Source organism: Streptomyces sp. NPDC051207 (genome assembly GCF_040682395.1).
Taxonomy (GTDB): domain Bacteria; phylum Actinomycetota; class Actinomycetes; order Streptomycetales; family Streptomycetaceae; genus Streptomyces.
In genome coordinates, this window is the sequence record NZ_JBFBAX010000031.1 from 64604 (window position 1) to 79389 (window position 14786).

9 protein-coding genes and 2 pseudogenes are annotated in these 14786 nt (G+C 67.5%); 6 read left to right on the top strand and 5 right to left on the bottom strand.

Annotation, left to right across the window (positions count from 1 at the left end):
* Positions 1-89: 89 nt before the first annotated feature.
* The gene (locus tag AB0M97_RS25475; protein WP_365963296.1) at positions 90-6194 is read right to left on the bottom strand and encodes a DNRLRE domain-containing protein; all 6105 of its coding nucleotides are present in this window, start codon (positions 6192-6194) and stop codon (positions 90-92) included.
* Between the two features lie 651 nt (positions 6195-6845).
* Between AB0M97_RS25475 and AB0M97_RS25480 the strand changes: the two genes are divergently transcribed.
* The 3 genes and pseudogenes from AB0M97_RS25480 to AB0M97_RS25490 form a co-directional block, all read left to right on the top strand.
* Positions 6846-9140, top strand: coding sequence for a peptidoglycan recognition protein (locus AB0M97_RS25480; RefSeq protein ID WP_365963307.1), 2295 nt, complete (start codon positions 6846-6848; stop codon positions 9138-9140).
* 632 nt (positions 9141-9772) lie between these two features.
* Positions 9773-10600: a glycoside hydrolase domain-containing protein gene (locus AB0M97_RS25485; RefSeq protein WP_365963297.1), complete on the top strand. Its 828-nt coding sequence runs from the start codon at positions 9773-9775 to the stop codon at positions 10598-10600.
* A gap of 93 nt (positions 10601-10693) precedes the next feature.
* Positions 10694-10894, top strand: a pseudogene (locus AB0M97_RS25490) (hypothetical protein); the annotation flags it as partial.
* Here AB0M97_RS25490 and AB0M97_RS25495 read toward each other — a convergent pair.
* The 3 genes and pseudogenes from AB0M97_RS25495 to AB0M97_RS25505 form a co-directional block, all read right to left on the bottom strand.
* Positions 10860-11189 (bottom strand): hypothetical protein, encoded by a 330-nt coding sequence (locus tag AB0M97_RS25495; RefSeq protein ID WP_365963309.1) that lies wholly within the window; start codon positions 11187-11189, stop codon positions 10860-10862. The pseudogene AB0M97_RS25490 and the gene AB0M97_RS25495 sit on opposite strands and share 35 nt — an antisense overlap.
* Positions 11190-11302: 113 nt before the next feature.
* A pseudogene (locus AB0M97_RS25500) lies at positions 11303-12100 on the bottom strand (IS5 family transposase).
* A gap of 43 nt (positions 12101-12143) precedes the next feature.
* Positions 12144-12398, bottom strand: a complete 255-nt coding sequence (locus AB0M97_RS25505) for a DUF6332 family protein (RefSeq protein WP_365963298.1) — start codon at positions 12396-12398, stop codon at positions 12144-12146.
* Positions 12399-12548: 150 nt separating this feature from the next.
* Here AB0M97_RS25505 and AB0M97_RS25510 point away from each other — a divergent pair, with 150 nt between their 5' ends.
* From AB0M97_RS25510 to AB0M97_RS25520, 3 genes are read left to right on the top strand one after another with little or no spacing between them, the layout of a single operon-like run.
* Positions 12549-13064 carry a winged helix-turn-helix domain-containing protein gene (locus AB0M97_RS25510; RefSeq protein WP_365963299.1) on the top strand — a complete coding sequence of 172 codons (516 nt, stop codon included), beginning with the start codon at positions 12549-12551 and terminating at the stop codon, positions 13062-13064.
* A complete protein-coding gene (locus AB0M97_RS25515) occupies positions 13061-13342 on the top strand; it encodes a hypothetical protein (protein WP_365963300.1) in 282 nt (93 codons plus the stop codon). Before AB0M97_RS25510 ends, AB0M97_RS25515 begins: the two co-directional genes overlap by 4 nt.
* A 49-nt stretch (positions 13343-13391) precedes the next feature.
* Positions 13392-13739 (top strand): VOC family protein, encoded by a 348-nt coding sequence (locus tag AB0M97_RS25520; protein ID WP_365963301.1) that lies wholly within the window; start codon positions 13392-13394, stop codon positions 13737-13739.
* A 32-nt stretch (positions 13740-13771) separates the two neighbouring features.
* On the opposite strand, the gene AB0M97_RS25525 is transcribed toward AB0M97_RS25520, so the two are convergent.
* Positions 13772-14646, bottom strand: a protein-coding gene (locus AB0M97_RS25525; RefSeq protein ID WP_365963302.1) for an IS5 family transposase whose coding sequence is annotated in 2 segments (ribosomal slippage) — positions 13772-14352 and positions 14352-14646 — 876 coding nt in all. Because the reading frame shifts where the segments join, the coding sequence is not laid out codon by codon here.
* Positions 14647-14786: the final 140 nt, after the last annotated feature.

Genomic DNA, 14786 nt, shown 5'->3' on the forward strand with positions numbered 1-14786 from the left:
ACGTGCTCCCCAGAAGACGACTGCGAGTATGCCGCCCACGGCCAGCAGCGCAGCCACTGCACCGGCTACCGCAAGCGAGATCTTTTCTCCTAGCAACTTCCCCTCCAGGGATAGGCGTAGCCGTAGAAGTACAGGAAGTGTGTCCAGCCGAACGTCTTCCTGTACACCAAGGTGGTACGGCTGTAGAAGTTGAGGCACATGCCTCGTCGTCGTGCGGAGATGGCGATCGCCTGGATGGCGATGGAGGCTCCGGCGATGATGGCGCACACGGCGATGACCGCGGGGTGCGGGAAGATCATCGCTACGATGCCCGCGATTCCGGCCGGAACGAAGCCGTAGTCCGCGACCCTTCCCGTCCACAGTCTGTTGAGCTTGTAGGTGGTGCTGTAAGTGCGGCGCAGGTTGTTCTTGTTCGTCCACTTCTTGAGGACCACCTTGCCCCAGGAGCGGTAGACCGTGCGCTTGCTGTAGCGGTAGACCTTCCGTCCGTCGAGGTCGACATTGGTGACCGGGTTTCCTGCGGCGTACTCGTAGGCGTTGCGGCTTCCGCCCCGTACGGGGTCGACCGACAGGAAGCGCCCGGTGGACGGGTTGTATAGCCGGACGCCCATGAGGATCGTACCGCTGGGCGTCTGCGCGGAACGCTGCGAGGCACCGAGCCACTGGTACCTCGCGCCGCTGCTGCCGCCTCGCGGATTGCCGTACTCGTCCGAGGACAGGACGAGCGGGGCAGCGCCAGCGGCGGTCGGAAGGGCGAGGTTGATGTCGCCGTGCAGGTTCGCGAACTGGAGGATCACACCGCCCGTGGCACCCGTTGTCGCGGACATTCCGCCGCTCAGTCCCGGCACCATGCGGGTGAGTTCACCAGCTGTTACTCCGCTGATCCACCGTGGGCTGTCGGAGTCGTTGCCGTAGTGGTTGGTCCGGGTGGATGTCTGGGTCCAGGTGCCGGAGGCGTTCGACTCGGTGGTCCAGCCGCGGAATCGCTTGGCCGGGTCGAGCGTCCACGTCTGGCGACTGTTGCCCACCGTCTGCTGGCGGACGAGGTCGTTGGCGTAGTAGGTGACGGCGGTGCCTCCCGGCAGTGCCGTGGTGCGGCCGAACTTGTCGTAGACGTAACCGCTGTCGACGATGCGGTCCGCTGAGTCGTAGGCCGACGTCTTGGTCGTGCCGCCCGTGGTCGGGCAATCGGAGCCTGGTGTGCCCACGGTCGTGGTGAGCGAGGTGCGGTTGGTCCTGTTGTCGAAGCCGTAGCCACGCAGGGTGCAGGTGCCCTCCGCGGTGTCGGCCACGTTGGTGAGCCGCCCGATCCCGTCGTAGGTGTAGTCCTGCGTCTCGCCCTGGCCCGCTCCGCCCGAGTGATTGAGCCACTGGCCGTGGATCGTCTCGGTCGCGGAGTCGGAGATCAGGAGCATTCCGTCGGAGTCGCGGGTGTAGGACCGCTGTGCCGGCCCGGTTTGACCGAGGTCCTGCCGCATGGTGTAGCCGCCGGGCAGGGTTTCCTTCACGACGTCACCGTCGGCGTTGTACTCAGCGGCGAAGGTGCCGGCGACCGAGTCCGTCATCGACACCGCGAGTCCTCGCGGTTCCTTGGCGTGGTCGTAGGTGTAGGTGGTGGTGGATGGAACCGTGTCGGAGACCTTCACGGGGCGGTCGAGCTTGTCGTACGCGGTGGTGGTGGTGCCACCGTCGGCGTCCGTGTAGGACACCAGTCGGCCCAGGTCGTCGTACTCCTTGGTGAGGGCGCCTCCGCCGGCGGCGATGGTCTTGCTTTCAGCCCCGGTCGCCGGGACGTATTCCACTGTGGTGGCCGGGACAGGATCGCCCGTTCCCCCGCTGATCTCGATCTTCGTGGGGCGGCCGGCACCGTCGTGGCTGGTGACGGTAGTGCGGGTGGTCCCGTTGGCAGTCTCGGTCAGTTTCGTGAGCTGGTTGTAGAAGCCGTACTCGTAGGTCTTGGTGACCAGTTCGGCCGGGTTGCTTCCGCCTCGGGTGATGGTGCCCGCCGGCCTTGTCCGGCACAGCTGGTCTTTCCACTCAGGCCTGCCCTGGCAAGGGCCGGTTCCTTCGGCGGTGTAGTACTCGTCGATCGTGGCGGCAGCGTCAGTGCCGTTGGATCCCGGTGCGAGGGTCTTCACGACTCGCCCGGCACCGTCGTACTCCATGCGGTGGGTGATGTCGAGGCCGCCCGGGTCCTCCACCGTGGAGGTGGGCACGCCCTGGACCCAGTCGAAGCGAGTTTCGGCCACCCGCTTGTCCGCCTGGCGTTCGGGGTAGTCGCGGAGCTGCGCGCCGACGGCGACTCTGGTGGTCTGGTACTTGACGGTGGCGGTGCCGTCGGTCGGGCGCCCCTCGTCGTAGCTGTTGACGGTCCAGGGCCGGGCCGAGACGGTGGTGCCTGCCTGGACCAGTGTGGTGGTGCCGTCCTTGAGGGCGGTGGCCAGTGCGACCTGCTTCAGCGGCCCGAGGGTCTCCAGCTCGCGTGTGCCGTCGGCCGAGAAGATGCTGCGGTCGGACAGGAGTTCAGCGCGTTCCTCGGTGGCGAGACGACTGATGCCGAGCTGGTCGAGCCGCTGCTTGTCGTCGGCTGTCTTGCCCAGCGCAAGGGCGTGGTTGCCGGCCGAGAGCTGGCGCACGGTGTTGCCGAAGGTGTCGTACTGCGTGGTCTCCACACCACCGGCCTGGTCGATGGAGTTGACCTCGTTGGCTGAGGCGTTCATGTAAAGGACCTGCGCCCGGCCGTAGCTGCCTGACGTCAGCTCAGCCCCTCTGTGCGAGGCCGGAACCGAGTCGGCGGAGAAGATCGCGGTCGCGTCGGTAGGGGCATCCATCTGCCCCCATGCTTTCACCGCGGTGCTGTTCATCGCGTACGGGGCCGTAGCGCCGCTCAGCGGCACGTCGTACACCACCGAGGTGGTCGCGTCCCCGTCGATCGTGGACTTACTGCCGGGCTGGAGCGCGGGCCGCGACGCCTTCAGCAGCATGCCGTCGCCACTGGCCGAACCGCCCGCGTTGCCGTACGTGAAGGTCCACGGCAGCTGACCGGGCGGGGTCAGCCGATTGACGCGTCCGGCGCCGTCATAGGCGTACTCCGTCTTCAGGGACGGACTGATCTGCGGGTTCCAGGTCTGGCGCAGCCGCCCGGACCCGTCGTAGAGGTAGGTCTGCACGGCCTTGGATGTGGCATTGGCCGCGCCGGGCTCGGTCGACCAGAGACGGATCTCCTTGACCTGGTCCTTGACATCACCGAAGGAGTCGGCCGTGGCGGTGGTACTGCTCGCGTAGACGAACTCCAGCGCACGGCAGCCCTTGGTGGCGGGTGTCGCGGCGCAGACGGCGTTGGAGACGGCGTTGCGCGAGGCGATGACCCTCTTCGGACGCGCCAGCGTTTTGCCCGCGACCACAACGGCTTCCGAAACGAGGTCCGTCGAGGCGTTGGCGATACCCGTCAGTCCCGAGGACGTGACCTGCCATGTCTCCGCCGCGCTGTTGACCTTGGCGAAGTCGGTTTCGGTGCCGTCGGTGTCCGTGAGGGTGAAGGTGCCGCCGAAGGTGCCCTTCAGCGTCAGGGACTCCATGCCGGGCTCCGGCACCCAGCCATCGGGGTCGTTGGCCTTGGCGGTGAAGAACACAGTGCTCCCGTCGTCGAGGACGACGTCGAGCGACGTACTGGAGGTGCGGCGGATATGTGTGTAGCCGAGCTGAGTGACCTCGGCCGCAGTGCCGGACACCCATTCCTTGCCGAAGATCGCAGCCTGGCCCTCCTGCTGTCCACCCGCGGACGGGCGCCTAGAGGAAGACGTGCGGCTTGCCGACAGGTCGAAGTACGTCTCCTCGGTGCCCGCGAGCCGGTAGTCGCCGGTGAGCAGATTCACGTGACCGGGACCGACCTGTTCCGAGGCGGCTCCGTCCGCGTTGCGGTCGACGACGACGGAGAGCGGCTCGGTGCTGACCGAGGCACTATTCGGACCGGTGAAGTCGGCTTTGAGCTGGATGGCCCCGTCAGGATCGACGGTTTGTACGGTGTTCCACACCAATGCGTCGTTCTTGCCGTTAGTCAACGCGACGGGCCAGGCCGACAGAGCGTTACCACCCAGGGTGACATCGGCGACGGGGATCTTCACCCATGGGTCGGTTTCGGAACGGCGCCAGGAGAACGAGACCGCGTTGTACTTCGCGGCATCGGCCTCCGCCGAGAGGGGAAGGCGACGGGCGGTCCGTTCACCCTCAGCGGGCTGGAGGAAGCCACCGGGCCCCGCGTGGAAGCCGTACTCGATCGCCTCCGACTTGTTGTCCGCCTTGTCCACGGCCCGCACGAGCAGGGTATGGCTCCCGTCCTTCGGCGGCGTGATGCTGATGCCCTTGGCCGCCGAGGAACCGGAGGTCAGGACCTTCGTCCAGGTCGACTCATCCAGACTCCACTCCAGCCACTGGTGATCGGCGGCAGGAGGCGTGACGGTGAAGGCGCCGGCTTGTCCGGCGCCCTTGACCCATTTGTCGGTCGGGTAGTCCGTGGAGACGATCTTGGTGGGCGCGGAGGGTGCGGCGGTGTCGACGGTGAAGGTCTTCCAGGCCGACCAGCCGATGTTGTAGTGGGCGCCGTCGTAGGGGGAGGTGCGGAACTTGTACGTCTTGCCGTTGGTGAGCACGCCGGCGGGGACGGTCACCGAGGCGACCTGGCCCGAGGGCACGTACGGGGAGACGATGACGTTGCCGACCTGGGTGTTGGTGGCGTTGTCGAAGATCTGGAAGGTGCCGTTGACCTTGTCACCGTCGGCGTCGACGAAGGTGTCGCGCAGGGTCGGGGTGAGGGTGTTGACGGTGTAGGCGCCGCCGTAGGAGAAGTACGGCGGGCCGGCTTCCTGCTTGGTGCCGGTGCGCGGCCGGTAGTTGTAGGTGACGACCAGCTTCGGCGGGTTGGAGGCGGCGTTGGCGGAGTTGACCCGCTTCCACTGCCCCGTGATCGTCTCGTCCGTGGCGCGCAGGCCCATGTGCGACCTGGCCGCCTTGGCCGACGCCCATTCCTGCACCAGCGTGGTCACGTCGGCGTTGATCCAGCCGTCCGGCTGGGTCGAGCAGGACGGGTTGCCCCTCGTCTCCGAGGAGGTGGCCCTCTTCGCGATCCACGACGGCTGGACCGTCCACCGCGACGAGGTCGACGCGGCCCCGGTGGACCACACCTCCCACGGCTGCGTGGGGCACGAGGAGCCGGTGTAGTTGCCGGAATGGAAGTTCCACAGCGACAGCTTCGCGTCCATCACCAGCGCGTCGGAGATCGGCGCAGTGTTCCACGAGATGAACGAGCGCGCGGTGCGCGGGGTGCCGTCGGCGTTCTTCGTGCCCGGGTTGCCGAAGTCGAGTTCGGTATCGGCCGACCAGTCGACCGTCTCGCCCTGCTGGACGTAGGTGTCGAAGACGTTGCCCAGGGCAGAGGTGGACGGGTCCACCGTCACCGGGTACTTCGTCTTCGGGTCGGCCAGAAACTCGGCGTCGGGGGTGATGACGAGGTCGGCACCGCCCTTGGTCTCGACAACCTTCATGCCGACCTCGACCTGGCGCGTGTGCTTGCCAGAGACAGGGTCGACCGTGGCGTCCCACATCACCGGCGCCGGCATCACGGCTGTCTTCTTCGACTTGTTGTCGGTGAACAGCACGCTGCCGTCGGGCTGCTGCTCAGCCTTCAGCCCTTTGGTCTTCAGCGGCATCGTGTAGCTGTAGCCGCCGGTGGCCGGCCTCTGCTTGATCTCGACGAACTGCTCGAAACCGGTACGCGTCGCCTCGACCACCACATCCGCTCCGGGCACGGCGTTGACGTACTCCGCCCGGGTGCCCTCCAGATTCGGAGCGGGCAGACCGCCCTTCCACTGCAGCGTGATCTGTTCGTCACCCTCGCCTAGCGTGACCAGGTCGGTCGCCTTGGAGGCTTGCGCAGCCTTCATGGAAGCAGCCGGAGTGCCGGTCTTGCCGGCCATTCTCAAGCCCTCGGGGTGGGCCTTCGGCTCGACCGAGCCGTCGGAGCCGGCAGCGAGTGTCAGGTCGACATCCCGCCACTCTCCAGTGGCGTCGTCCTCGAAACGCACCGGTCCGGCGGTCAGTTCCGTGGTGAGGGAACCGTCCTTGTTCGCCCACGTGGTCGACGTCTCGGTGCGCTCCGACAGCGCCTCGACGCGCTTTCCGGACAGTCGCGCCGCCACACGAGCCGAAGCGATGTCCGCCGCCTCAGTGACCGCCCGCTCCTGCCTGGGCGAAGCACTGGCAGCCTCGGGTGTGTTGGCCATCGCGGCAGTGCCGTCGAGCAGTCCGATGCCCAGAGCCAGAGTGAGACTCCCCGCTATGTAGCGCAGGCTCCCCCCGGTCCACGGCCGCCTGCGCTCTTCTGGCGCGGGTATGTGAACCCTCATGATTCCTCGGTCTTCTTGTGTCCACATGCAAACCACGTGTGTGGTGCACATGTGAAGATAGCGAAGAGTAAAAGGGTCATAAGGAGATCAACGGCGCGTAAGAACGAACGTCCCAGGTGCCCACAGAGCTGTGAAGAACCTCTCCACTGTCGGCAGTTGCTTCATACAGGGAAGTGACGCATCCTGTTGATCGCAGTCGGACAAGCGCTGGCCAACAGACCGGCTGGCGCCGTCCCTTCTGGTCATCGCGTCTCTCGCCGAGTACCAGCTCCCCGTGTTCAGGCATGCCCTGCCGTTCCACCTGTGCAGACTTCGCCGCCCCGGTCGCTGGGTCTCCGGTGTCCCGGGTAACTACCTTTGCCCGACACCTTGGTGTGCGCGTCAGGGGAAGGCCGGCTGCTTGGTCCAGCGCGGGCAAATCAAGTGAAGGGGCGGGGTCGCGTGATGCGGCGACGGATCGCAGGGGGCACGGCTGCTGCCGTGGCGGTAGGGATATCAGGGGTCCTGGTGCTCCACGGGGCGACCGGTGACGTCGACGGCCGCCCCGCCACGGAGGCGAAGTCCGGGCCGGTGAAGGTCAGTGCACGTACGGCCGCGTTGAGCATCAGCAGTGATCGCCGCAGCGCGTCGCTGAAGCAGGGCCGCACGAAGCCGTTCAGCATGCTGGGCGTCACCTGGACGGACCCGGCCGCGACGGTCGGTGGCACGGTCGAGGTCCGCACCCGAGACGCCGCCACAGGGCAGTGGTCACCGTGGCTGAAGCTGGAAGACGACAGCGGCCAGGGCGAGAGGGGAGCCGCCCGGGGCGGCACCGAGCCGGCGTGGTTCGGGCCGTCCAACGGGGTCGAGACGCGGGTCAACACGGGCGGCACGGCCTCCGCCGCACTGCCCGCCGGGCTGCGCCTGGACATGATCGACCCAGGCACGGGCAGCCTGTCGGCGATGGAACCCGCGGCCTTCGGCGTCGAGGAGAGCGAACAGCCGTCGCAGTCCACGGAACCGGAGCCGGGCAGCACGGCGACGCCCGAGCCCTCGGTCAGCGATGAGCCGAGCACTGGCCCGTCGGTGAGCGAGCCAGCCCCCACCACCACGGCGCCGAGCAGCACCCCGCCAGTTGTGCCCTCGCCGCCCGTCACGTCGAGCCCCACATCGTCCCCGACGCCGGCTCCGACCACGCCTACACCGACGGTGACGGTCCCGCCCGCTCCGCCGTCCACCGCTCCCCAGCCGCCCATCACCTCCCGGGCCGGCTGGGGAGCGGACGAGTCGATCAGCCCCGAGGCCCCCGGCTACTTGCCCGGCGGCAAGATCAAGGCGGTCGTGGTGCACCACACCGCCGAGTCCAATACCTACACCTGCGAGCAGGCCCCGGCAGTGGTGCGCGGCATCTACGCGTACCACGTCAAGCAGCTCGGCTGGAAGGACATCGGCTACAACTTCCTCGTCGACAAGTGCGGCACCGTCTACGAGGGCCGCAAGGGCGGCGTGGGCCAGCCGGTGCAGGGCGCGCACGCCTACGGTTTCAACGCCGAGACCACCGGCGTCTCCGTGCTCGGTACCTACACCGACGTCGCCCCCTCGCAGGCCGCGATGACCTCGGTCGCCCGGATCGCCGCCTGGAAGCTCGGCCAGTACGGCGTGGACCCGGCCGGCACCACCACCCTCACCGCCGGCGACTCCGGCCGCAACTACTTCGGCAAGACCTGGACCAAGGGCGCGCAGCTGCCCTTCCCGGTCATCCACGGCCACCGGGACGGCTTCAACACCCAGTGTCCCGGCGACGCCTTCTACAACCAGCTCGCGACCATCCGCTCCTGGGCCGCCGGCCCCGTCACCGGCCTGACCCTCAAGTCCCTTGCCGGCACCGGCGCTTCGGGCTCGACGTACTACACCAAGGGCGCCGTCACGGTGAACTGGGCGGCCACCACCCCCGCCTCACTGGTCAAGCAGTACGAGCTGCTGGTCGACGGCAAGGCCGCCGCCACCGTGGCGGGCACCACGACCTCCGCCCCGGCCACCCTGACCCCGGGCACCCACACGATCGCCGTGCGCGCGGTCCACCAGTCCGGCAAGACCGCCACCACCCCGGCCGCGACCGTGATCGCCGAGACCACCGCCCCCACCTTCACCACCAAGCCCGCCCTCTCCCTGTGGACCGGCACCGTGAACACCACCGCCGTCCCGCTCACCCTCGCCTGGAAGGCCACCGACAGCGCGGCACTGAAGCACGTACGCCTCACCACCCCTACGGCCATGACCTACGGCCCCACCACCAACAGCGCCGCACACACCGCCAAAGCGGGCACAGCGGCCACCTGGTCCATGACCGCTTACGACCAGGCAGGCAACACCGCCACCGCGTCCGTCACCAGCACCCCCGTGATCCTCCAGGAGACCGCCGCGGTCAGGACCGGCACCTGGGCCACCAAGGCCTCCACCAGCTACCTCGGCGGCCAGTCCTACTCCAGCTCCTCCGCCAACGCGAGCCTGACCTGGACCTTCACCGGCAGGTCCGCGGCATGGATCGTCTCCCGTGCCACCACCTCCGGCCAGGCCCACATCTACGTCGACGGCGTGAAGGCCACGACAGTCGACCTGAAGTCCTCCACCACCCTGTACCGCGACGCGATCTGGACCAAGACCTGGGCCACCAGCGCCAAGCACACCATCAAGATCGTCGTGGCCGGCACCTCCGGCCGCCCGACCATCACCACCGACGGTCTTGTCTACCTTAAATAACCGCCGCCTCCCGGCACGCGAGCGCCGCCTGCGCCAAGCGGCGTTCGTCGACCAGGCCACCCCGCCCGACACGCCCCTCCCGTGGCGAGCGGGCCAGGGGCAGCCGGGCCCTCGCGGCATAACGATCACGTGTCCGAGAGCACGGGGAAGCTTTACTCTTGCCGTTTCCGCTACCCGTGATTGACCGCTGTTCTCCGTGATTCCCGGTCGATCGGGCACGCTGGGGGCACGGTAGGCGGTGTTGTTGGGCCGCTGCCTGGTCCAACTCCGGCGAACAGCGCAAGCCCGGCCCGCGTGTGAGCTACCGCTTCTACTGCTCCGGCGACACATCTGACCAAGCCCCGACCATGGCGGGTCAGCGCGCTGCAAAGGGGGGCCCCGGCGGCGGCCTCCGAGACCCTTGTCTCGGAGGCCGCCGCGTCTATGTGGAGACCATGAGTCCAATGTTGACACCCTCCGCCACCTACCAGCGAGGGCTTGGATAAGGTGCGGAGCGCTCCGAGTGCCGGAGCTCAACCGCGCTTCAGAAGGCGCCGAGCGCTGCAGCCGCACCCTATGGCGTGTCGCTGCGTTCGCGAGCCTTCGCCGATGCATCAATTGCGGCCGCGGGCCGCGATCCGAATGGGGTGGGAATGTCCAGTCACAGGCTCTCCAAAAGAGGCCGTTACATCGCGTGGGCCACGACAGGTGTCGTCGTAGTCGCCGGCGCCGGGATCGCGGCGCAGACCTCCATGGCCGCCACGAGCTGGCCTGCGCAGAAGACGTACACGGGCCGGGCCTTCGACACCTGCACGGCGCCCTCCCTCGCCGCGATGAAGGCCTGGAACACCGGTTTCTACGGCGCCGCCGCGGTCTACATCGGCGGCAAGAACCGCGGCTGCGCCCAGCCCAACCTCACCGCGTCCTGGGTGAAGTCGGTCAGCGCCACCGGCTGGAAGCTCATCCCGCTCTACGTCGGCGCCCAGCCGCCCTGCCAGACCAGCAGAAACCCGGAGAGGTTCACCGCCTCCACGGCGGCCGGCCTCGGAAAGAGCAACGCCGAGGACGCCATCGCCAAGGCGTCCGCACTCGGCATGAAGCCCGGCAGCCCCATCTACCTCAACATGGAGTCGTACGACATCACGAACAAAGCGTGCAACGACGCCACTCTGACGTACGTGCGCTCCTTCACCAAGACCCTGCGGGCCAAGACCTACCGCGCCGGGCTCTACGGCTTCAGCAGCTCCAGCGCCAAGGCCATCGCCACGGCCACCGACCGGACCGACCTGCCCGGCAACCTCTGGTACGCACTGTGGAACAACAAGAACACCACCACCGCCGACTGGCCCTGGGACCCCAAGCTGTACACCAACCACAGCCGCGCCCATCAGTACATGGCCAACAGCAAGGAGAGCCGCGGAGGCCACACCATCACCGTCGACCGCAACGCCTGGGACGCCCCGGTGGCCCTCATCGGATAGAGGCCCAATCTCCTGCAGACGGACCTCGTGGCCGACCTCGCGAGCCCCAGGCTGGGAGTCCACCGATGCCGAGCGCGAGCAGAGCGCCCTCCAGGTGGTCTGGTCGAAATCGGCATCGGCCTGCTGCTGGACATCCACGGGTGGCGTGCCGAGGAAGTCGATGACGCTGTCGCCCTGGCCACCGAGCTCTCCCGGTGGCCCGGCGACCGCGCCCTGTACGACCCGCGTCCCGGCGAGTGCCGTACAGCCGGGCCCGGCGTCAGCTGCCGCTTCTACTACTCCGGCGCCACACCCTGGGTGACCACTGACGGTCACCATCAGGTTGAACCTCTCCGCGAACTGGCGACAGTTGATCACGCGAGCTGACCAGTACCAGGGCCGGATCCCCAGAACCTCCGGAGCCGTTCTCCCGGCGCGGGGGAGGCGGGAAGTCGGTCGCGATTCGCACCTTCGGCCACTCCAGTCCCTTCTGCGCCGACAGGATCGAGGCCTTCGTGAAGGTCGTGTACAGGCCGCGGTCCGGCATCCGCTCCGCCGTCATCACCAGCGTCGACGTCTTCCCCGTGCCCGCCGCAGCGTCGACGACCATGTGCTCACCACGCGCCCCGCCCTCGATCACCTCCCCTTGTTCTCCAGTGGGCCGTGGGCGGTCTGCCTCTGCGAGTGCCTGCCACGCCTTCGCTTTTACAGTAAGAAGCCATCTCATTTGGTGAGTCTGCGGTAGCAGATGAGGGTGCAGGCAATGCTGGTGAAGGCGAGGAAGTGGTCGGCCTTACGTTCGTAGCGGCGGTGGAGTCGGCGGCAGCCGGCGAGCCAGGCCATGGTGCGTTCGATGGTCCAGCGGTGGCGGCCCAGCCGCTTGGAGGACTCGATGCCCTTGCGGGCAATGCGGTGGGTGATCCCGCGCTTGCGTAACCATCGGCGCAGGTGGTCGTAGTCGTAGCCCTTGTCCGCGTGCAGTTTGGCGGGGCGCCGTCGGCGGGGTCCGCGTCGGGAGCGGATCAGCGGGATGCCGCGGACGAGGGGTTCGAGGGCCTGGCTGTCGTGGAGGCTGGCACCGGAGATGCCGACGGAGAGTGGCAGACTGGTCCGCTCGGTGATCAAGTGGATCTTTGAGCCCTTCTTGCCCCGGTCGACAGGATTCGGACCTGTCAGCTCCCCCCTTTCATCGCGCGCATGTTCACCGAATCAATCGCGCACCGGATCCAGTCCAGCTCTCCCACGCCTGCCCAGCTCGTCAAGGACCAGCCGATGGAGCTTGGCCCATACCCGGGCCTTGGTCCACTCGGTGAACCGCCGGTGGGCTGTCGGCCCAGAGGGCCCGAATGACGGGGGCAACTGCCGCCACGTGCAGCCCCACGTGGCCACGAAGATGATCGCCGCCAGGACCTCCCGGTCTCCGTACCGACGGCGGCCGCCGCCCTGAGGGCGAGACGGAGCCGGCGGCACCACCCGCTCGAACAGCTCCCACAACTCATCGGGCACCAGCCGCTCAACGATCCCCACGACGGGAGGCTACCGACCGCAAGGGGAAGGCCCGTAGTCAGTGGCCCATTCGGCGCTGATCGTCGAACCGAAGCAGCACCCGTACCAGACGCCACACTCCGGCCACCGCTCCGAACAGTGCGCCCCCTACCAACACGCCTCTCTCTGCCGAACCAGAGAGGTCAAGGGCCAGGACGAGAGTCCAGACGATGGCAAAGATCACCCCAGCCAGCACGGCGGCAGTCACCAGGGCGAAAACGATCTCCACCGTCATTGCGTCCTTTTTCCACCGCGACTCACGCCCCATGTCCATGCTGCAAGTCTCACATTGCGGTCAAGTCACCGCGCCTGCGCCTGACCGCTGCCTCTCACGGGCGGCTCGATCACCAATTGAGATGACTTCTTACTGATCTTTTCGTAAGTTCGGTGGATGTGGTGGCCGTGTGGGTGGGAGGCTGCCGGCATGGCATATCAACCTTCCCCTTCTGTTGCCGGCTCCTCCCTTCCCCCTTTGTCGCGGCCTCAGTTGGCGGAAGCGCGTCGTGTTCGGGCAGTCGAGTTGTTCGAGGGCGGTGTCTCGAATGCGGAGATCGCGAGGGCGGTGGGGGTGTGCGCCGAGAGTGTGCGGCGTTGGCGGCGGGTGTGGGAGCAAGACGGTGCTTCGGGCCTGCGGAGACGGGCAGCCACCGGACGCCCACCCAAGCTGGACGACACCCAGGTCGAGATGGTCCGGGCCGCATTGGAGCAAGGTGCCCAGGCTCATGGTTTCGAGGCCGACCTGTGGACCCTGGAACGAGTCGGCGTGGTCGTCACCCGGGCAACGGGGGTGGTGTTGTCGAGGGCGTCGGTGTGGCGGCTGCTGACCGGCCGGCTCGAATGGAGCCTGCAACGGCCCGAGCGGCGGGCGGTCGAGCGGGACGAGGCGGAGATCGCCCGCTGGATTGCGCACGAGTGGCCGCGCATCAAAAAGGGGCCGTGAACACACGTGCCTGGATCGTCTTCCTCGACGAATCAGGTGTCTCCCTGCTCCCTCAGATCCGCCGCACCTACTCGCCCCGAGGACGGACTCCGCTCCTGCGGCACTGCCTGAACTGGAAGCGTGCGTCGATGGCCGGAGCCTTGGGCTACCACTCCACCGACCCCGATCGCGGGGCCCGCCTGTGCTTCCACCTCAAGCCCGGCAGCTACGACACCGCCGGACTCATCGAGGTCCTAGGCCGTGTTGCGAAAGCGTGTGCGGTGACGGACGTGCCGTAGTACTCCTGGAGAGTCTCAGAGTCAGGTCTGTTCTCGCTTGGAGTCGTCGATGGCCGTTCGTCGTGTCGTGCCCAACATCCAGTCAGAGGCTGTACAGGAGAGCCGGGAGTTCTATGGCCTATTGGGCTTTAAGGAAGTCATGAACCATGGCTGGATCATGACGCTCGCCTCCCCGTCCGCTCCGGCGGCGCAAGTCAGCGTTATCACCAGCGACAAGACCGCCCCGGTTGCCCCCGACATGAGCGTCGAAGTGGACGACGTGGACGCGGCCTATGCGGTCATGCGGGACAGCGGCGCGGAGATCGTTCACCCCTTGCAGGACGAGGAGTGGGGCGTGCGGCGGTTCTTCGTCCGCGATCCCAGCGGCCGAGTGGTCAACGTGCTGGGCCATCGCTGACACCGTCCCCGCACGACCCAGGAAGGTGCTGGTCACAGCCACTCGTTGATGACCGCGACCAGCACGGTAGCTTCGTAGCGGACCGCGAGCTTGTCATACCTTGTGGCCACGGCGCGGTGCCTTTTGAGGCGGTTGATGCCGCACTCGACCGCGTGGCGGGCCTTGTAGTCCTCCGGGTCGAACTTCGGCGGACGGCCGCCGCGGGAACCGAGCTTCTTGCGGTTGCGGGCCTGGTCGACCTTGTCAGGGACGGTGCAGCGGATTCCCCGGCGGCGCAGGTAGGCGCGGTTCTTGCGGGAGGCGTACGCCTTGTCGGCCCGCACGCGGTCGGGGCGAATGCGTGGCCGGCCTGGTCCGGTGCGGGGCACGCGGATCTTCTCCAGTACGGGTTCGAACTGCGGCGAGTCGCCGCGCTGTCCTGCCGTGACCACGATCGACATGGGCTTCTGACCTTGCTCGACGGCCAGGTGCAGCTTGGTGGTGAACCCGCCGCGGGAGCGTCCGAGTCCGTGATCGCGGGGCTCGTCAAAGACGCCGCCCGGTGGTTCCTTTTGCAGGTCGCCCTGCTTGCGGGCCCCGGCTGCATGCTGATGGGCGCGGCAGACCGTGGAGCGACGCTCAGGTCCCACGTGATCGCACCCTTCGCGTCGGTCAGGGACTGGAGGCGGGTGAGGATCCGGTGCCAGGTGCCGTTCCGCTGCCAGCGACGGAACAGGTCGTAGATCCGGCCCCACGGTCCGTACTCGACGGGCACGTCCCGCCACGGAACACCGGTGCGGACCCGGAACCGTATGCCGTCGATCAGCTGCCGTCGAGGCCAGACGGGAGGCCGCCCCGCCTTCGTACCCTTCGGCAACAGCGGCTCCAACACCACCCACTGCTCGTCCGTGAGATCTCCCCGACCCATGAACCGTGATCATCCACAGCTCAAGATCCAATTTCGATACACGGCCTAGGTGTGCTGTCCCGGGACGTTGGTGACACGCGTGCTGGGTGCTTGAACGGGTGAGGGCCTTCTGGGTTCGGTGTGGATTGCGACATCTGCAC